The sequence below is a fragment of the Gordonia sp. NPDC003429 genome, from assembly GCF_053588575.1.
Window position 1 is genome coordinate 36,489 of record NZ_JBSFQF010000021.1, and the last position, 18,599, is coordinate 55,087.

Consider the following 18,599-nt stretch of genomic DNA (forward strand, 5'->3'; position numbering starts at 1 on the left):
CAGCCATCGGCCGCCCGGGCAGTGGTTGTCGTCGCGGCGTCGACTACCCTCGATGGGAGTCATCACGCCCGCTGACCGGCGGCGTTGCCGGTCGGCGTGTGGTGGTCGCATCCGCCCGACACCCAACCGAGGAGAACGCCGACCGTGGCCAGCTCTGCCGACGACCAAGCGCAACCCACGTTCCCGCAACCGCAGGAACTCGCGGCCGCGGCCGACGCCGCGGTCGCCGCGTTTGCCGCGGCGGACGATCTGGAGAGCCTCACGGCCGCGAAGACCGCCCACCTCGGTGACCGTTCACCGATCGCGCTCGCGCGTCGCGCGCTCGGCAGCCTGCCCAAGGACCAGCGTTCGGAGGGCGGCAAGCTGGTCAACCAGGTGCGCGGCACGGTCAGCAGGGCACTCGACGAGCGCACCGCGGCACTGCAGGCCGCGCGTGACGCCGCCGTTCTGGTGTCCGAAGCCGTCGATGTGACGCTGCCCAGCCGTCGTCGACCGTTGGGTGCCCGACATCCCATCACAGTGATCTCCGAGCAGGTGGCCGACGTATTCGTCGGCATGGGCTGGGAGATCGCCGAGGGGCCTGAGGTCGAGACCGAACACCACAACTTCGACGCCCTGAACTTTCTGCCCGACCACCCGGCGCGCTCCATGCAGGACACCTTCTACGTGTCACCGGAGGGATCGCGCCAGGTGCTGCGCACGCACACCTCGCCCGTGCAGGTGCGGTCGATGCTGAGCCGCGATCTGCCCATCTACGTGGCATGCCCGGGACGCACCTTCCGCACCGACGAACTCGACGCCACCCACACTCCGGTCTTCCACCAGATCGAGGGCCTCGCCATCGACAAGGGGCTGACGATGGCCAATCTGCGCGGCACCCTCGAGGTGTTCGCACGGGCACTGTTCGGTCCCGACACCACCACCCGCATGCGCGCCAATTACTTCCCCTTCACCGAGCCGTCCGCGGAGGTCGACGTGTGGTTCCCCGCCAAGAAGGGCGGGCCCGGCTGGGTGGAATGGGGTGGCTGCGGCATGGTGAACCCGAACGTGTTGCGCGCCAGCGGCATCGACCCCGACGTGTACTCCGGATTCGCGTTCGGCATGGGCCTCGAACGCACCCTGCAGTTCCGCAACGACATCAACGACATGCGCGACATGGTCGAGGGCGACATCCGCTTCACGTTGCCCTTCGGGCCCGCCGCCTGATCGTGGTGCGCCCCCGCACCCCCCACGAATCGACGAAAGTAGCTGATTGAGCCATGCGTGCACCACAGTCCTGGTACACCGAGGTACTCCGCGCCGCTGATCCGGAGTGGTCGGCGACCACCGACGAGATCGACGCCGGATTCGTCCGCGTCGGCTTCGAGATCGAGGACATCGAGCCGTTTCCGGAGATCACCGGGCCGCTGGTGATCGGTCGCGTCGAGGCCATCGAGGAACTGACCGAGTTCAAGAAGCCCATCCGGTTCTGCCAGGTCGACGTCGGTGAGACGCAACCCCGCGGCATCATCTGCGGTGCCCGCAACTTCGCCGAAGGTGACCTCATCGTCGCGGCGCTACCCGGCACCGTGCTGCCCGGACCCTTCGAGATCACCGCGCGCAAGACCTACGGCCATGTGTCCGACGGGATGATCTGCTCGGTCTCCGAACTCGGAATCGGGACCGAGCACAACGGCATCCTCGTGCTCGCGCCGGGCACCGCCGAACCCGGCGCCAACGCCCACGCCGTCCTCGGACTCGCCGACACCGCGATAGACGTGAACGTCACCCCCGACCGCGGGTACGCCTTCTCCATCCGCGGTCTCGGCCGTGAACTCGCCGGCAGCTTCGGTGTCCCGTTCGTGGACCCGGGCCTGCCCGCCGACCCGTTGCCCGTCGACAGCGCCGGTGGCGTGTGGCCCGTGTCGATCGACCTCGATTCGGCGGCCACGCGCTACACCGCGCGCGTCCTCGAGGGTGTCGATCCGGCCGCGGTCTCCCCCTGGTGGATGCAGAAACGTCTCATGGTCGCCGGAGTGCGCCCGATCTCGGCCATCGTCGACATCACCAACTACGTGATGCTCGAACTCGGACAGCCGCTGCATGCGTTCGACGCCGACAAGGTGTCGGGGGCGGTGACGGTGCGCGGTGCGCGGGCGGGGGAGAAGCTCACCACGCTCGACGGTGTGATCCGCGAACTCGACATCGAAGACGTCGTCATCGCCGACGAGTCGGGTCCCATCGCGCTCGCCGGCGTGATGGGAGGTGAGGCCACGGAGGTCGGTCCCGAGACCTCGCGGGTGCTCCTGGAATCGGCCACCTTCGATCCGGTCCGCGTGTTCCGGACCGCCAAACGGCACAAGCTGACGTCGGAGGCCAGCAAACGCTTCGAGCGTGTCGTCGACCCCGAGATCACGTCGGTTGCCTCGGATCGCGCCGCCGCGCTGATCGTCGACATCACCGGCGGTGTGGTGGCGTCGCCGCTGTCGGATGTGCGGGTCGACGTGACACCGGTCGGCCCCATCTCCATGCCCGCCGACGAACCCGACCGCGTCGCAGGCATCGCCTACCCCACGGGCACCACGTCGGCCCGGCTCACCGAGATCGGCTGCACCGTCACCGGCACCGATCCGGTCGCGGTGCTGCCACCGTCGTGGCGTCCCGATCTGTCCCAGCGCGCCGACCTCGTCGAAGAAGTGCTGCGCCTCGAAGGCCTCGAGGACATCCCCGCGGTCGTGCCGAGCGCCCCCGGCGGACGGGGACTCACCCCGCAGCAGCGGCGGCGACGTAGCGTCGGTCGCACGCTCGCCCTCGACGGCTACGTCGAGGTGCTGCCGTACCCGTTCATGCCCGCCGGCATCCTCGATACCTGGGGATTGCCCGCCGACGACGAACGACGCCGCGTGGTCACGGTTCTCAACCCCCTCGAGGCGGATCGGCCCGAACTGAACACCACACTGCTGCCCGGGCTGCTGGAGATGGTGTCGCGCAACATCGCCCGCGGCCAGCGGGATCTGGCCTTGTTCGCGATCGGTCAGGTGGTGCTCGGAGGAGACACCGTGCGATCGGTGGCCCCCCTCGACGTGACGAAGCGGCCCACCGACGAGCAGATCGCCGAACTCGACGCCTCACTGCCCGCGCAACCTCAGCATGTCGCGGTGGCGCTGACCGGACTGCGGGACCCCGCCGGACCGTGGGGGCCGGGCAGGCCCGCCGACTACCTCGACGCCTTCGAGGCCGCCCGTGAGATCGGTCGGGCCGCCGGAGTCGAGGTGGCATTGCAGTCCGCCGACCACGCGCCCTGGCATCCCGGCCGATGCGCCGCGGTCATCATCGACGGTGACGTCGTCGGTCACGCCGGCGAGCTGAACCCCGCGGTCCTCGAACGCGCCGCACTCCCGGCCCGGCTGTGCGCCGTCGAGATCGACCTCGACGCGGTGCCGTTCACCCAGGTGCTGCCCGCGCCGCGGGTGTCGGTGTTCCCGGCGGTGCTGCAGGACGTGGCGGTGGTGGTGTCCGCCGACGTGCCCGCAGCAGACGTTCGTGGCCTTCTCGCCGACGGCGCCGGGGAACTGCTCGAGTCGATCGATCTGTTCGACGTGTTCACCGGCGACCAGGTGGGTGCCGGCAACAAGTCGCTGACCTTCGCGTTGCGGTTCCGCGCCGCCGACCGGACACTGACCGAGGACGAGGCGAACACGGCCAAACTGGCTGCGGTGGCGCACGCGGCGGACAAAATCGGCGCCCGGCTGCGCTGACAGTCGTTGTCAGTCGTCTGTGATCCGATGGTGGCATGACGCATGAGATCAAACTTCTGGCCGCCGCACCCCCGCGGCCGGTACAGACGCTGATTGAGGCTGCGCGAAAACTCTCCGGCCAGAGTTCGGGAGCCGTGACGCTTCGACTGGCTGACTTGAGTCTCGAAATGGGGGTGACGGATTCAACGACTCGGCGCCGGGTCACGCAGGCGTCCAAGGCGGCATGTGGGGTCGCAAGGTACGACTCTGACTCGGTGACGTTGTCGATGCCAGCGCCTGCCGTGTGGATCTCGGAAGGTGCGCTGCGCCGCTTGTTGTCGGGTATCGCGGAGATCGTCTTCGCACTGCGTGCCGCGGACAACCATGACGCGTATGTGTACGGAAGCACCAAACGAGGGGTCGATGTCGAGGTGGGCGATCGCCGCGTGGATGTGAAACTTCTTCGGCGGACGCGCCGTTCGGAGGCCGAATCGGAAAATGGTTGGGCGGACGGTGTCACTCTGACGCGCGCTGGCGGAGAGCGATTCGACGATGACATCGAGATCGTGGGCGCACTCGCCGACGATCCCGGCGTTGTTGAGATCGTTGGAAATGAGATCGTCTACCGAGTCGACCTCGGCGAGCTCTTCACAACCACCCTGGTGCGTGAACAACTCGACCGTGCGCTCGACGGCGATGGCACTGGTCGTGTGCGGCATCTTCCTCCAACGGTGTTGGGTGATGACTGGCTTGCCAGGGTGCCCACTCGCCCGCGACGGGACCCTGTCTGAATCTATTTGCGACATCGTGCATAATGATCGTATGACGATCACGGTGGCGGTCGCGGGTGCAAGTGGCTACGCGGGCGGAGAGATCCTGCGCCTGTTGTGCGGGCATCCGCGTCTGCGTTCGGGCGAACTCGAGATCGGCGCGCTGACCGCCGGCGGCAACGCCGGCAGCCTCCTGGGAACGCAGCATCCGCACCTGCTGCCGCTGGCCGATCGTGTGCTCGCCGAAACCACTCCCGACGTGCTCGCCGGCCACGACGTGGTGTTCCTGGGTTTGCCGCACGGCACGTCGGCCCAGATCGCCGACGCGCTGCCGCCCACCACGCTCATCATCGACTGCGGCGCCGATTTCCGGCTCCGTGACCCCGCCGACTGGGCCGCGTACTACGGCGGTGACCATGCGGGCTCATGGCCCTACGGTCTACCGGAGATCCCCGGAAACCGCGACGTGCTGCGCGACGCGAGCCGCATCGCCGTGCCGGGCTGTTACCCGACCGTCTCGATCCTGTCGTTGCTGCCCGCACTCGCAGCCGGAGTGGTGGAACCGCACGTGACCGTCGTCGCGGTGAGTGGCACCTCCGGTGCCGGACGGTCACCCCGTGTCGACCTCCTCGCCTCGGAGGTCATCGGCTCGGCACGCGCCTACGGGGTGGGAGGCTCGCACCGGCACACCCCGGAGATCTCGCAGGCGCTGTCGGCCGCGGCAGAGCAGCCGGTGACGGTGTCGTTCACCCCCGTGCTCGCCCCGATGTCGCGAGGCATCCTCGCCACGTGCACCGCCCGGACCAGCGCGAGCAGCGACGACATCCGCGCGATCTACGAGAAGGCCTACCGGGACGAGACGTTCGTGCATGTCCTGGCGCCCGGATCGCTGCCGCAGACCGGATCGGTCATCGGGTCGAACGCGGTGCAGATCGCGCCGACCGTCGACGACCGTGCCGGCACCCTCGTCGCCGTCGGCGCGATGGACAACCTGACCAAGGGGACCGGCGGCGGCGCCGTGCAATCGATGAACCTGGCCCTCGGATGGGACGAGGCCGAGGGATTGAGCACCGTGGGGGTGGCACCGTGACCGCACCGGATGATCGGACGGACGACCGGATCACCGGTGGGGCGCCGATGGAGGGTCCGCGACTCGTCCGCGAACAGGGCGTCACCGCACCCCTCGGATTCCGCGCCGCCGGAATCGCCGCAGGGATCAAGAAGTCCGGGGCCGCCGACCTCGCGCTGGTGTTCAACGAGGGACCCGACTACGCGGCGGCCGGCGTGTTCACCCGCAACCAGGTGAAGGCCGCGCCCGTCCTGTGGAGCAAGCAGGTGCTCACCACCGGCCGTCTGCGTGCGGTGATTCTCAACTCCGGCGGCGCCAACGCCTGCACCGGCCCGGGCGGATTCCAGGACACCCATGCCACTGCCGAAGCGGTTGCTGCTGCGCTGAGCAACTGGGGTACCGAAACCGGACCCGTCGAAGTGGCGGTGTGTTCCACGGGATTGATCGGTGACCGACTGCCGATGGACAAGGTGCTCGCCGGCGTCACCGAGATCGTGCACGAGATGGGCGGAGGTCTGTCGGGCGGCACCGACGCCGCATACGCCATCATGACGACGGACACGGTTCCCAAACAGGCTGCCCTGCACCATCCGGAAGGCTGGAACGTCGGCGGAATGGCCAAGGGCGCCGGGATGATGGCGCCGTCGCTGGCCACCATGCTGTGTGTGTTGACCACCGACGCGCGAGCCACCGCCGACCAACTCGACACCGCCCTGCGCAGAGCGACGGAACGGACTTTCGACCGCCTCGACATCGACGGATCGACCTCGACCAACGACACGGTCCTGCTCCTCGCGTCGGGCGCCAGCCAGATCCCGGTCGAGCAGGCCGACCTCGACGCGGCGGTGCTCGCGGTGTGCGACGACCTCGCCGCACAACTGATGGCCGACGCGGAGGGGGTGACCAAGCGGATCGTCGTCACCGTCGGCGGTGCACCCACCGAGGCCGACGCGATCGCGGTGGCGCGCACCGTGGCGCGTGACTCACTGGTGAAGACAGCGCTGTTCGGTTCCGACCCCAACTGGGGCCGGGTACTGGCTGCCGTGGGAATCGCGCCGGTGACCATCGACCCCGACCGCATCGCGGTCTCGTTCAACGGAAACACCGTGTGCCACAACGGCACCGGCGTGGCCGGGGCGCGCGACATCGACCTGTCGGGAGACAGCATCGCGGTCCGCATCGACCTGGGACTGGGGGAGGCCGAAGGATCCATCCGGACCACCGACCTCTCCCACGCCTACGTCGAAGAGAACTCGGCATACTCGTCATGATCTCGACAACCGGGGGAAACTCCAGGGCCGCGGTGCTGGCGGAAACCCTGCCCGCGTTACAGGGTCTGCACGGAGCCACCGTGGTGGTGAAGTACGGCGGCAACGCGATGGTCGACGACGAACTCAAACGAGCCTTCGCCAGTGATGTGGTGTTCCTGCGTGCGTGTGGGATGCATCCGGTGGTGGTGCACGGCGGCGGACCACAGATCTCGTCGATGCTCACCCGTCTGGGACTCACCGGTGAATTCCGCGGTGGTTTCCGCGTCACCACGCCCGAGGTGATGGACGTGGCGCGGATGGTGCTCTTCGGGCAGGTGGGTCGCGAACTGGTGGGACTCATCAACGGTCACGGACCGTACGCGGTAGGGCTCACCGGCGAGGACGCGCAACTGCTGACCGCCACACGTCGCACCGTGATGGTCGACGGCGTCACCACCGACATCGGACTGGTCGGCGACATCACCGCGGTGAACACGTCTGCCGTACTCGATCTCGTTGCGGCCGGACGCATCCCGGTCATCTCGACCATCGCACCCGACCGTGACGGCGTGGTGCACAACATCAACGCCGACACCGCTGCAGGCGCACTCGCCGAGGCGCTCGGTGCCACCCGGCTGGTGATGCTCACCGACGTCGAAGGCCTCTATACCGATTGGCCCGACCGGTCGTCGCTGGTCTCCGAGATCTCCACCGACGACCTCGCCGCGCTGCTCCCCGCACTCGACTCCGGCATGATCCCGAAGATGGAAGCGTGCCTGCGCGCGGTGAGCGGCGGTGTGGAGCGCGCCCACGTGATCGACGGCCGGGTTCCACATGCGGTACTGGCCGAACTACTCACCGGCGAGGGCGCAGGCACCACCGTCGTCGCCTCCGCAGGCCGAAACACCCTCTCACACGACGGAGTACCCCCATCATGACCACACCCTGGCAGCAGCGGTGGTCGTCGGCGCTGATGAACAACTACGGCACACCGGCCTTGGCGCTCACCGCCGGAGAAGGCGCCTACGTCTGGGACGCCGACGGAAACCGCTACCTCGACCTTCTCGGCGGAATCGCGGTCAACGCGCTCGGTCACGCCCACCCGGCGATCGTCGACGCCGTATCCACCCAATTGCAGACCCTCGGACACGTGTCGAACCTCTACATCAGTCCCCCGGTGGTGGAACTCGCCGAGCGACTACTGGACAAGTTCGGCCGGCCGGGCCGGGTGTTCTTCTGCAATTCCGGCACCGAGGCGAACGAGGCGGCGTTCAAACTGGCCCGGCGCACCGGACGCCGCCAGATCATCGCGGCGGAGAAGGCATTCCACGGTCGCACCATGGGTGCGCTGGCGATGACGGGACAGCCCGCCAAACGTGAACCCTTCGAACCCATGCCGCCCGGTGTCGACTTCGTGCCCTACGGCGACGTGGCGGCGCTGGAGGCGGCCGTGTCCGGCGACACGGCCGCGGTGATCCTGGAACCCATCCTCGGTGAGGCCGGGGTGGTGGTGCCGCCGGCGGACTATCTCGCTCACGCGCGTCGTATCACCGCCGCACACGGCGCGTTGCTGATCCTCGACGAGGTGCAGACCGGGATCGCGCGCACCGGAACCTTTTTCGCACATCACCAGGCCGGGGTGGTACCGGATGTGATGACCCTGGCGAAGGGTCTCGGTGGCGGTTTGCCGATCGGCGCGTGCATCGCCACCGGACCCGCCGCCGACCTGTTCACCCCCGGCCAGCACGGCACCACCTTCGGTGGCAATCCGGTCAGCGCCGCGGCCGCTCTGGCGGTGCTCACCGAGATCGATTCCCGTGACCTCGTATCCCACGTCGCGGCCGTCGGCAAATCCATCGCGGCCGGTATCGAGAACCTCGATCATCCCGCCGTTTCGCACGTGCGCGGTTCCGGACTTCTCCTCGGGGTGGTGCTCACCTCGCCGATCGCACCGGCGGTGGAGGCCGCTGCCCGGGCCGGCGGCTTCCTGATCAACGCGCCGGCCCCGGACGTGTTGCGTCTGGCCCCGCCGCTCATCCTCACCGAGGAGCAGGGACGAGATTTCGTCGCCGCGCTCCCGGGTTTCCTCGACACGGCGAGCGCATCGGGGTCGAACTCATGACGCGACATTTTCTGCGCGACGACGACCTGACCCCACAGGAGCAGGCCGAGGTACTCGCCCTGGCCGCCGAGGTCAAGCGGAACCCGTTCGCGCACCGCCCGTTGGAGGGCCCGCGCGGGGTGGGAGTGATCTTCGACAAGAACTCCACCCGCACCCGGTTCTCCTTCGAGATGGGGGTCGCCCAGATGGGTGGTCACGCCGTCGTGGTCGACGGCCGGAGCACCCAACTCGGCCGCGACGAGTCGCTCGAGGACACCGGGCGGGTGCTCTCGCGGTTCGTCGAGGCGGTGGTGTGGCGCACCTTCGGTCAGGAACGCCTCGATGCGATGGCGGCCACCGCGACCATCCCCATCGTCAACGCGCTCTCCGATCTGTTCCACCCGTGCCAGGTGCTCGCCGACCTGCAGACGATCATCGAGCGCAAGGGCCGCGCCGCGGGCCTGACGATGACCTATCTGGGCGACGGCGCGAACAACATGGCGCACTCACTCGCACTCGGCGGCACCACCGCCGGTATGCACGTGGTGATCAGCGCGCCGCCCGGGTTCGAACCGCACCCCGACGTCATCGTCGCCGCGGAGAAACGCGCCACACTCACCGGGGGATCGGTACGGCTGATCGCCGACCCGGTCGCCGCCTCGGCCGGCGCCGACGTGCTGGTCACCGACACCTGGGTGTCGATGGGGCAGGAGTCCGACGGCCGCGATCGCAAGGCCCCGTTCCGGCCGTATCAGATCAATGCCGATCTGCTGGCCCATGCCGACACCGAGGCCATCGTGCTGCACTGCCTACCCGCCCACCGCGGCGACGAGATCACCGACGAGGTGATCGACGGCCCCGCGAGCGCGGTGTTCGACGAGGCCGAAAACCGACTGCACGCCCAGAAGGCGTTGCTCATCTGGCTGCTGGAGCAACAATGACCGAATCCAACCACCATCCGTCCACCGAAAACGGTGAGGGCCGCCTGGCCACCACGCGGGCCGGACGTCACGCCCTCATCGTCGACACCCTGGCGAACCACCAGGTGCACAGCCAGACCGAACTGCAGCACCTGCTCGCCGAGCACGGCGTCGACGCCACCCAGGCCACGTTGTCGCGCGACCTGGAGGAGCTCGGCGCGGTCAAACTCCGTGCCGCCGACGGCGGGATGGGTGTGTACGTGGTTCCCGAGGACGGGTCCCCGGTTCGCGGCGTGTTCGGCGGCACCCACCGCCTGTCGCGGCTGCTCACCGAACTGCTGGTGTCCACCGACGCCAGCGGCAACCTGGCGGTGCTGCGCACTCCGCCCGGCGCCGCGCACTACTTGGCCAGCGCCATCGACCGTGCGTCGCTGCCGGACGTGGTCGGCACCATCGCCGGCGACGACACCATCTTCGTGTGCGCCCGGGAACCGGTCGACGGGACCGAACTCGCCCGACGAATCGAGGGCCTCGTGTAGCCCGACCTGCGGTCACGCCGCAGTCCCGGCCCACCGGCCGACCCGAGGCCCCACCCCAGCGCGGTCGCCTGCGACCGCACCCCCCATACATGCCGCCCGGCGCAACCGGGCGCGACGTCCGATGATGGATGTCGGACAAAGAACGCAAGGAGCTCACATCACCATGGCGGAACGCGTCGTACTCGCATATTCCGGCGGCCTGGACACGTCGGTCGCGATCAGTTGGATCGGCCGGGAGACCGGCAAGGAGGTGGTCGCGGTCGCGCTCGACCTCGGCCAGGGCGGCGAAGACATGGAGGTGGTGCGGCAGCGTGCCCTCGACTGCGGTGCCGTCGAAGCGGTACTGGTGGACGCACGCGACGAATTCGCCGACGACTACTGCCTTCCGGCGATCACCTCGAACGCGCTGTACATGGACCGCTATCCGCTGGTCTCGGCGCTCTCGCGGCCGCTCATCGCCAAGCACCTCGTCACCGCCGCGCGCGATCACGGCGGCACCGTGGTCGCCCACGGCTGCACCGGCAAGGGCAACGATCAGGTGCGCTTCGAGGTCGGATTCGCCTCCCTGGCACCCGATCTCGAGGTGATCGCACCGGTGCGCGACTACGCCTGGACCCGGGAGAAGGCCATCGCCTTCGCCGAGGAGAACGCCATCCCGATCAGCGTGACCAAGAAGTCGCCGTTCTCCATCGACCAGAACGTGTGGGGACGCGCGGTGGAGACCGGCTTCCTGGAGAACCTGTGGAACGCGCCCACCAAGGACGTCTACAGCTACACCGAGGACCCGACGATCAATTGGGAGGCCCCCGACGAGGTCATCATCACCTTCGACAAGGGCCGCCCGATCGCCATCGACGGTCGACCGGTCAGCGTGCTCGGCGCCATCGAGGAACTCAATCGGCGCGCCGGGGCCCAAGGCGTCGGACGCCTCGACGTCGTCGAAGACCGTCTCGTCGGCATCAAGAGCCGTGAGGTCTACGAAGCGCCGGGCGCGATGGTGCTGATCACGGCCCACGAGGAACTCGAACATGTCACGCTGGAGCGTGAACTCGGACGCTTCAAGCGTCGCACCGATCAGAAATGGGCCGAACTCGTGTACGACGGACTGTGGTTCTCGCCGCTGAAGCGGTCGCTGGACACGTTTGTCGATTCCACCCAGGAGCACGTCAGCGGCGACATCCGGCTCACCCTGCACGGCGGCCACATCGCGGTCAACGGCCGGCGCAGCGCCGAGTCGCTCTACGACTTCAACCTGGCCACCTATGACGAAGGCGACAGCTTCGATCAGTCGTACGCGAAGGGCTTCGTCGAGTTGCACGGGTTGTCGTCGAAGATCGCGGCGAAGCGGGATCTGATCGGTGAGTGACACAGAACCGTCGACCGCCGCCTCTGACGCAGCTTCCGGGGGCACCACCAACGAGGGCTCGTTGTGGGGTGGGCGCTTCGCCGACGGTCCCGCGGCGGCGATGGCCGCGCTGAGCAAGTCCACCCAATTCGACTGGGTGCTGGCGCCGTTCGACATCGAGGCGTCCAAGGCGCATGCCCGTGTGCTGAACAAGGCGGGCCTGCTCGGCGACGCCGATCTCGCCGCCATGCTCGACGGACTCGACCGGCTCGCCCGCGACGTCGCAGACGGGACATTTGTGGCGGCACCGTCGGATGAAGACGTCCACGGCGCGCTCGAACGGGGTCTCATCGACCGCGTGGGTGTCGAACTCGGCGGCCGGCTGCGTGCCGGACGCTCGCGCAACGATCAGGTGGCCACCCTGTTCCGGATGTGGCTGCGGGCCGCGATCCGCCGGGTGGCCGGTGATGTACTCGACGTGGTCGAGGCGCTGATGGGGCAGGCGCGCGCGCACCCCGACGCCGTGATGCCCGGAAAAACCCACCTGCAGGCGGCGCAGCCGGTGCTGCTGGCGCATCAACTCCTCGCCCACGCCCAGCCGCTGCTCCGCGACGTCGACCGCCTCGCCGACGCCGATCGGCGAATCGCGGTGTCGCCGTATGGTTCTGGTGCGCTCGCCGGATCGTCCCTGGGACTCGACCCGGAGGCGATCGCAGCCGACCTCGGATTCGACTCGGCTGCCGAGAACTCCATCGATGCGACGTCCTCGCGCGACTTCGCGGCCGAGGCCGCCTTCGTGTTCGCCATGATCGCGGTGGACCTGTCCCGCTTGTCGGAGGAGGTGATCCTCTGGAGCACTTCCGAATTCGGCTACGTGACGCTCGCCGACGCCTGGTCCACCGGCAGCTCGATCATGCCGCAGAAGAAGAATCCCGACGTCGCCGAACTCGCCCGGGGCAAGGCGGGCAGGCTGATCGGTGACCTCACCGGGCTGCTGGCGACCCTCAAAGGCCTGCCGCTGGCCTACAACCGGGATCTGCAGGAGGACAAGGAACCGGTCTTCGACGCGGTGGCCCAGCTCGAAGTGTTGTTGCCCGCGGTCACCGGCCTCGTCGCCACCCTCGAATTCCACACCGATCGGATGGCAGAGCTGGCGCCGGCGGGCTTCACCCTGGCCACCGACATCGCCGAGTGGCTGGTGCGCGAGGGCGTGCCGTTCCGGGTGGCACATGAGCTCGCGGGGGCATGTGTACGCGCGGCCGAGGAGCGTGGGGTGGGACTCGACGAGCTCGACGACGCGACGTTCGCGTCGATCGATCCCGCACTGACACCTCGGGTGCGCGAGGTGCTGACCGTTCGCGGCTCCATCGAGTCACGTGATGCGCACGGCGGCACCGCGTCGTCTCAGGTCGCGCGTCAGCTCGAGGTGTTGTCCGAGCGGGTGTCGCGGCAGCGCGCCGGGTGGACTGCCACCGGTCGACCCGAGTGAGACCCTGCCGTTGCGAGGCATCTCGCCACGCATGGGTAGAGTGATCTGCATCACCGCGTGAGTGGTCGTCCGCGCGGACGAGAGTCGACGAGGGGAGGGGATCGTGGCGTTCGGCGAACTTCTCGACCGTGTTCTCGCGACCGCGCAGAACGGACTCGAGGTACTTCGGTACGGCGGACTGCAGACGGGTACGGAACCCGCGCCGTTCATCGTCGCCGAGACCACCGCGATGTTCCGGCTACGTCGCTATTTCCCGGATGAGTCCTACGCCGGGCCCAACATCGTGCTCATTCCGCCGATGATGGTGTCGGCCAACGTCTATGACGTCACCGAGCATTATGGGGCGGTGTCGGTGCTGCACCGCAGCGGCATCACTCCCTGGGTCATCGACTTCGGTTCACCCGACACCGAAGAGGGCGGGATGGAACGCAATCTCGCCGACCACATCGTCGCGGTGAACGAGGCGATCGACTTCATCATCGAGAGCACCGGCCGCGACGTACACGTCGCCGGGTACTCCCAGGGCGGCATGTTCGCCTATCAGGCGGTCGCGCTACGTCGGTCGGCGGGGGTGACCAGCGTCGTCACGTTCGGCAGTCCGGTCGACGTACTTGCCGCACTCCCGCTCGGACTACCCGCCAACCTCGTGGTTCCCGGCGCGGAAATGCTGGCCGACAAGGTTTTTCCGCATCTTTTTGTGCCGAGTTGGCTCGCTCGCATCGGCTTCCAGATGCTCGATCCGGTGAAGACGGCCCGAAGTCGGCTGGATTTCCTGCGCCAGTTGCACGACCGCGACGCGTTGCTGCCACGCGAGGATCAGCGCCGATTTCTCGAAGCCGAGGGATGGGTGGCGTGGTCGGGGCCGGCCATCGCCGAACTCCTCCGGCAATTCGTCGCGCACAACCGGATGGTGTCCGGCGGATTCGTGATCAACGGAGACCTGGTGACGCTCGCCGAGATCACCTGCCCCGTACTGGCATTCGTCGGTGAGGTCGACGACATCGGGCAGCCGGTCGCGGTGCGCGGTATCGTGCGGGCGGCCCCGGGGGCCGCTGTCTACGAATCACGGCTTCCGGTAGGACATTTCGGGCTCGTGGTGGGTAGCGCCTCGGGTACGCGAACCTGGCCGACCACTGCTCAGTGGATCAACTGGCAGGAAGGACTGGGTCCGGAGGCAGAACAGATCGAACGCATGGCGCTGCCCACCGACGCCCACGGGACCGGCGTCGGGATGGTGTCGCGGATCACCCACGGCATCGGAGCCATCGCCGATGCCGGCGCAGGTGCGTCACGTGACCTCATCGGCATGGCGGGGGCGTTGCAGCGCACCTCGCAGGCGGTGGCGCGGGAGTCGGTGCGTACCGTCCCGCGTCTGTTCCGGCTGGGTCAGATCCAGTCCGGGACACGGATATCGCTGGGCAAACTCATGTCGGAGAACACCGAATGGGGTGCCGAACGCGAGCTGTTCCTCTTCGAGAGTCGCGTACTGACCCACGCCCAGGTCAGCGTCCGGATCGACAACGTCGTCGCCGGACTGATCCGCTGCGGGCTGCGGCCGGGCGAACACGTCGGCGTGCTGATGGAGACCCGGCCGAGCGCATTGGTCGCGGTAGCGGCGCTCTCGCGGCTCGGTGCCGTCGCGGTGCTTCTGGCCGGCGACTCCGACATCGGTGCGATGCTCCAGCTCTCGGGGTGCCGAGCGGTGATCTCGGACCCCACACACCTCGACCAGGCCGCCGCGAGCAGCGACCGCGTACTGGTCCTGGGCGGCGGCAGCGGCGATTCACGGGTCATCGATCGCGCCGACGGCGAGTCGATTATCGACATGGAACGCATCGACCCCGACGACGTCGAGATTCCGGTGTGGTACCGAGCCGACCCGGGCCTCGCCGGCGACCTGGCCTTCATCCTCTTCACCAGGTCGCAGGGTGTGCTCAAGCCGTGGCCCGTGACCAACCATCGCTTCGCCATGTCGGCGTTCGGCGCGGCATCGGCCGCAGCGCTCACCGACCGTGACACCGTCTACTGCCTACCTCCGCTGCACCATGCGTCGGGTTTGCTCACCACTCTGGGCGCAACGGTCGTCGGACGCTCTCGGATCGCGCTGTCCACCGGCATCAATCCGGCCACGTTTGCCACCGAGGTGCCGCGATACGGCGTCACCGTGGTGTCCTACACGTGGACGATGATGCGGGAGATCGTCCGCTCCGACGAGTTCCGCATCAGCGAACACAACCCGATCCGACTGTTCATGGGATCGGGATTGCCTGCCGGACTGTGGGACGAACTCGTCGACCGGTTCCCCCGCGCCCACGTGCTGGAGTTCTTCGCCACCGCCGACGGCACCGCGATCCTCGCCAACGTGGCCGGCGACAAGGCGGGTTCGATGGGCCGGCCGCTGCCCGAGACCAATCCCGTCGCACTGGCGGGTTTCGACCTGGATTCCGAACGGCTGACGGTGGGGGAGCGCGGGTTCGTGCGCCGCACCGACACCGATGAGGTGGGCATGCTGCTCGCCCGCGCCCGGACGCGCTCGGAAGCCGCCACCACAGTGCTGCGCGGCGTGTTCGCCGAGAACGACCGGTGGGAGGTCAGCGGCCATCTGTTCCGGCGCGACTCCGACGACGACCTGTGGTTCATGGGGTCCGCGGACAGTGTGGTTCGATCCACTGCCGGACCCGTGTATCTGCCGCCCATCGAACAGGCGCTATCACGCATCCGCGGCGTGGACCAGGTGGTGGTCTACGGCGTCGGCCGGCCCGGCCGGCAACTGGCGGTCGCCGCGGTCACGATGCGGACCGACATCGGGGTGGACGCGCTGACCGTCACCCAGTTGCGCGTCGGGTTGGGTGCATTGCCCGCAGCCGCCCGACCCCATCTCATCAGGGTGGTGCGCGCAATCCCCGTGTCGGAGTCGTACCGACCGCTCGCGGGCGAATTCGCCCGCGAAGGTATTCCGCGTCCCGGCGCCAAGATCTGGTATCGCGACACCGACGGACGATATCGCCGCTACACCCGCACGGCGGCCGCCCGACTGGACTGGGCCGACACGGTGATCGAGGGCACCGGTGACGCCGACGAGATCTCGGTGGCACGCTGACGCGGTCAGCCCCTCAGATGGCGGCCGCTAGGGTGGTTTCCGAGGTCACATCGCCAACAACGTGCGACCACATCTCCACTGCCACTCGACGAAGGGACGTGCCGACGATGGCTTCGCGCGCGCACTCACTGGATCCGATCGTCCGGGAGCGACTGGTCTGCCCACAGGACCTCGGACCGCTGCTCGATGCGGGCGACGAGCTGTACAACCCGCGGCTCCGGATCGCCTACCGGATCGATGCCGACGGCATCCCGGTGATGCTCGCCGATGAGGCACGTCCCGTCGACGAGGCCGAACACCAGCGCCTGATCGCGCAACAGTGACCGGGGCGCCCCGTCGGCCGGGAGGCCGGCGAGACACATCGATCTTGTCGGCGGGTAGGCCGACGGCACGAATCGATCCAGGAATGACAAGATCGAACGCGTGAGTTCTGAGATCTCCCAGACCCCGGTGACCGGCTCGGGCATCCTCGACGAGTTGCAGTGGCGCGACCTGATCGCCCAATCCACGGATCTCGACGAATTGCGCCGTGCCCTCGACGACGGACCGGTCACCCTGTACGCGGGATTCGACCCCACCGCGGCGAGTTTGCACGCAGGTCATCTCGTTCCGCTGCTCACCCTGCGCCGATTCCAACTCGCCGGGCACCGTCCCATCGCCCTCGCGGGCGGAGCGACCGGTCTCATCGGTGACCCCCGCGACATCGGCGAGCGCACCATGAACTCCGTCGACACGATCGCCGGCTGGGCTGGGCGGATCGGCGCGCAACTGCGACGCTTCCTCCGCTTCGACGACGCGGCGACCGACGATGCGGAGGCGGGGGCACTGCTGGTCGACAACATGGAGTGGACGGGACCGATGAGCGTCATCGAGTTCCTTCGTGACATCGGCAAGCACTTCTCGGTCAACGTGATGCTGGCGCGGGAGACCGTGCGACGACGCCTCGAGTCCGACGGGATCAGCTACACGGAGTTCAGCTACATCCTGTTGCAGTCCAACGACTTCCTGCAGCTACACCGGCGGTACGGATGTGTCCTGCAGATCGGTGGGTCCGATCAGTGGGGAAACATCATCGGCGGCGTCGACCTCGCGCGCCGCGTGGACGGGGCCACGGTCCATGCGCTCACCGTCCCGCTCGTCACCTCGTCGGACGGCAAGAAGTTCGGCAAATCGACCGGCGGGGGGAGTCTGTGGCTCGACCCGGAACTGACCAGTCCCTACGCCTGGTACCAGTACTTCGTGAACACCGCCGACGCCGACGTGATCCGCTATCTCAAGTGGTTCACGTTCCTCACACGCGACGAGATCGACGAACTCGAACGCGCCACCGTCGAGACACCGCATCTGCGGCTGGCCCAGCGCCGACTCGCCGCCGAACTGACCACCCTGATCCACGGCGCTGATGCCACCGCGGCCGTCGAACTGGCCAGCCAGGCGTTGTTCGGACGTGGCGATCTGTCGATGATCGACGAACCGACCCTCGCCGCCGCGCTGTCGGAGACGGCGATCGCCGAGTACACCGGTGAACGCCCCACGATGGTTTCCCTGCTCGTCGACACCGGGCTGTCGGAGAGCAACAAGGCGGCGCGTCGAGCCATCACCGAAGGTGGGGCATACGTGAACAACGCGAAGATCTCCGATCCCGAGTGGCGTCCGGCCGATACGGATCTGCTCGGTGGCCGCTGGTTGGTGATCCGCCGGGGCAAGAAGAGCTTTGCCGGCGCGCGCGTAGGCCGCTGAACAGGCAATTTGACGACCTGTTCCATCGTGTGTAACTATCTTGTTGCACCGCAGAGAGCAACTCCCCCGGGGCCGACAGGAATCGGGGGAAGCAAAGTGTCCGGACCTCAGGGTCTGAACCTCTGAGTGCCAGAATCCCGAACACTCGAACAACAACGAGAGTTGCGGACGGGAATCGGGTCTGGTACGCTGGTGAAGTTGCCCGGAAACGGGTTAACACGGTAGTAACAGAACAACCGAGTCCATCGGAGTTCGCCTCTTGTGAGGTGGTGTCGGTGGGTGTGTGTTCTTTGAGAACTCGATAGTGTGTGACAAATTGTTTGATGCCAAGATTGGCATCACATGTCCAAATTTTTGGACTATTGATGATTTTTTTGTGACATCCGGGCCCGAGCGGTTCGGGTGTTGCTAGTTTTTGTTTGGTCAGGTTTTTGTCTCTCTGGCTGAGATTGTGTTGAAACTTTATGGTTTCAGTGTTTTTTCATGGAGAGTTTGATCCTGGCTCAGGACGAACGCTGGCGGCGTGCTTAACACATGCAAGTCGAACGGAAAGGCCCTGC

General features: G+C 67.6%; 14 protein-coding genes and 1 rRNA gene. All 15 read left to right on the top strand.

Translation table 11 applies throughout. The features are described from left to right. Nucleotides 1-144 precede the first annotated feature (144 nt). The gene (gene pheS, locus ACWDSI_RS18650) at nucleotides 145-1,206 is read left to right on the top strand and encodes a phenylalanine--tRNA ligase subunit alpha (protein WP_449748851.1); all 1,062 of its coding nucleotides are present in this window, start codon (nucleotides 145-147) and stop codon (nucleotides 1,204-1,206) included. 53 nt (nucleotides 1,207-1,259) lie between these two features. Further along, complete coding sequence (gene pheT, locus ACWDSI_RS18655) at nucleotides 1,260-3,737, top strand: phenylalanine--tRNA ligase subunit beta (protein WP_449757418.1); 2,478 nt, start codon at nucleotides 1,260-1,262, stop codon at nucleotides 3,735-3,737. Between the two features lie 35 nt (nucleotides 3,738-3,772). After that, nucleotides 3,773-4,507 (top strand): hypothetical protein, encoded by a 735-nt coding sequence (locus ACWDSI_RS18660; RefSeq protein WP_449757419.1) that lies wholly within the window; start codon nucleotides 3,773-3,775, stop codon nucleotides 4,505-4,507. A gap of 31 nt (nucleotides 4,508-4,538) precedes the next feature. Beyond that, entirely contained in the window at nucleotides 4,539-5,576 is a 1,038-nt protein-coding gene (gene argC / locus ACWDSI_RS18665) for an N-acetyl-gamma-glutamyl-phosphate reductase (RefSeq protein WP_449748853.1), read from the top strand. Between the two features lie 47 nt (nucleotides 5,577-5,623). Continuing rightward, the gene (gene argJ, locus ACWDSI_RS18670; RefSeq protein WP_449757428.1) at nucleotides 5,624-6,826 is read left to right on the top strand and encodes a bifunctional glutamate N-acetyltransferase/amino-acid acetyltransferase ArgJ; all 1,203 of its coding nucleotides are present in this window, start codon (nucleotides 5,624-5,626) and stop codon (nucleotides 6,824-6,826) included. Further along, complete coding sequence (gene argB, locus ACWDSI_RS18675) at nucleotides 6,823-7,743, top strand: acetylglutamate kinase (RefSeq protein WP_449757420.1); 921 nt, start codon at nucleotides 6,823-6,825, stop codon at nucleotides 7,741-7,743. Before argJ ends, argB begins: the two co-directional genes overlap by 4 nt. Then, on the top strand, nucleotides 7,740-8,927 hold the full coding sequence (locus tag ACWDSI_RS18680) for an acetylornithine transaminase (RefSeq protein WP_449757421.1): 1,188 nt from the start codon (nucleotides 7,740-7,742) through the stop codon (nucleotides 8,925-8,927). The genes argB and ACWDSI_RS18680 overlap by 4 nt, the downstream gene beginning before the upstream one ends. Continuing rightward, nucleotides 8,924-9,847, top strand: coding sequence for an ornithine carbamoyltransferase (gene argF, locus ACWDSI_RS18685; RefSeq protein WP_449748856.1), 924 nt, complete (start codon nucleotides 8,924-8,926; stop codon nucleotides 9,845-9,847). Before ACWDSI_RS18680 ends, argF begins: the two co-directional genes overlap by 4 nt. Then, nucleotides 9,844-10,365 carry an arginine repressor gene (locus ACWDSI_RS18690; protein ID WP_449757422.1) on the top strand — a complete coding sequence of 174 codons (522 nt, stop codon included), beginning with the start codon at nucleotides 9,844-9,846 and terminating at the stop codon, nucleotides 10,363-10,365. Before argF ends, ACWDSI_RS18690 begins: the two co-directional genes overlap by 4 nt. 163 nt (nucleotides 10,366-10,528) lie before the next feature. Beyond that, a complete protein-coding gene (locus ACWDSI_RS18695; protein WP_449748858.1) occupies nucleotides 10,529-11,731 on the top strand; it encodes an argininosuccinate synthase in 1,203 nt (400 codons plus the stop codon). Then, complete coding sequence (gene argH / locus ACWDSI_RS18700; RefSeq protein WP_449757423.1) at nucleotides 11,724-13,199, top strand: argininosuccinate lyase; 1,476 nt, start codon at nucleotides 11,724-11,726, stop codon at nucleotides 13,197-13,199. Before ACWDSI_RS18695 ends, argH begins: the two co-directional genes overlap by 8 nt. 103 nt (nucleotides 13,200-13,302) lie before the next feature. After that, a complete protein-coding gene (locus ACWDSI_RS18705) occupies nucleotides 13,303-16,299 on the top strand; it encodes an AMP-binding protein (RefSeq protein WP_449757424.1) in 2,997 nt (998 codons plus the stop codon). A gap of 107 nt (nucleotides 16,300-16,406) precedes the next feature. Beyond that, the gene (locus ACWDSI_RS18710; protein ID WP_449757425.1) at nucleotides 16,407-16,622 is read left to right on the top strand and encodes a Trm112 family protein; all 216 of its coding nucleotides are present in this window, start codon (nucleotides 16,407-16,409) and stop codon (nucleotides 16,620-16,622) included. 100 nt (nucleotides 16,623-16,722) lie between these two features. Next, nucleotides 16,723-18,039: a tyrosine--tRNA ligase gene (tyrS, locus tag ACWDSI_RS18715; protein WP_449757426.1), complete on the top strand. Its 1,317-nt coding sequence runs from the start codon at nucleotides 16,723-16,725 to the stop codon at nucleotides 18,037-18,039. Nucleotides 18,040-18,519: 480 nt separating this feature from the next. After that, nucleotides 18,520-18,599 (top strand): 16S ribosomal RNA (locus ACWDSI_RS18720); the annotation flags it as partial.

Bases quoted from the DNA above. Each gene is read 5' to 3' on its own strand.
- pheT (WP_449757418.1), top strand. From the start codon at position 1,260: ATGCGTGCACCACAGTCCTGGTACACCGAGGTACTCCGCGCCGCTGAT.
- ACWDSI_RS18660 (WP_449757419.1), top strand. From the start codon at position 3,773: ATGACGCATGAGATCAAACTTCTGGCCGCCGCACCCCCGCGGCCGGTA.
- argC (WP_449748853.1), top strand. From the start codon at position 4,539: ATGACGATCACGGTGGCGGTCGCGGGTGCAAGTGGCTACGCGGGCGGA.
- argJ (WP_449757428.1), top strand. From the start codon at position 5,624: ATGGAGGGTCCGCGACTCGTCCGCGAACAGGGCGTCACCGCACCCCTC.
- argB (WP_449757420.1), top strand. From the start codon at position 6,823: ATGATCTCGACAACCGGGGGAAACTCCAGGGCCGCGGTGCTGGCGGAA.
- ACWDSI_RS18680 (WP_449757421.1), top strand. From the start codon at position 7,740: ATGACCACACCCTGGCAGCAGCGGTGGTCGTCGGCGCTGATGAACAAC.
- argF (WP_449748856.1), top strand. From the start codon at position 8,924: ATGACGCGACATTTTCTGCGCGACGACGACCTGACCCCACAGGAGCAG.
- ACWDSI_RS18690 (WP_449757422.1), top strand. From the start codon at position 9,844: ATGACCGAATCCAACCACCATCCGTCCACCGAAAACGGTGAGGGCCGC.
- ACWDSI_RS18695 (WP_449748858.1), top strand. From the start codon at position 10,529: ATGGCGGAACGCGTCGTACTCGCATATTCCGGCGGCCTGGACACGTCG.
- ACWDSI_RS18710 (WP_449757425.1), top strand. From the start codon at position 16,407: ATGGCTTCGCGCGCGCACTCACTGGATCCGATCGTCCGGGAGCGACTG.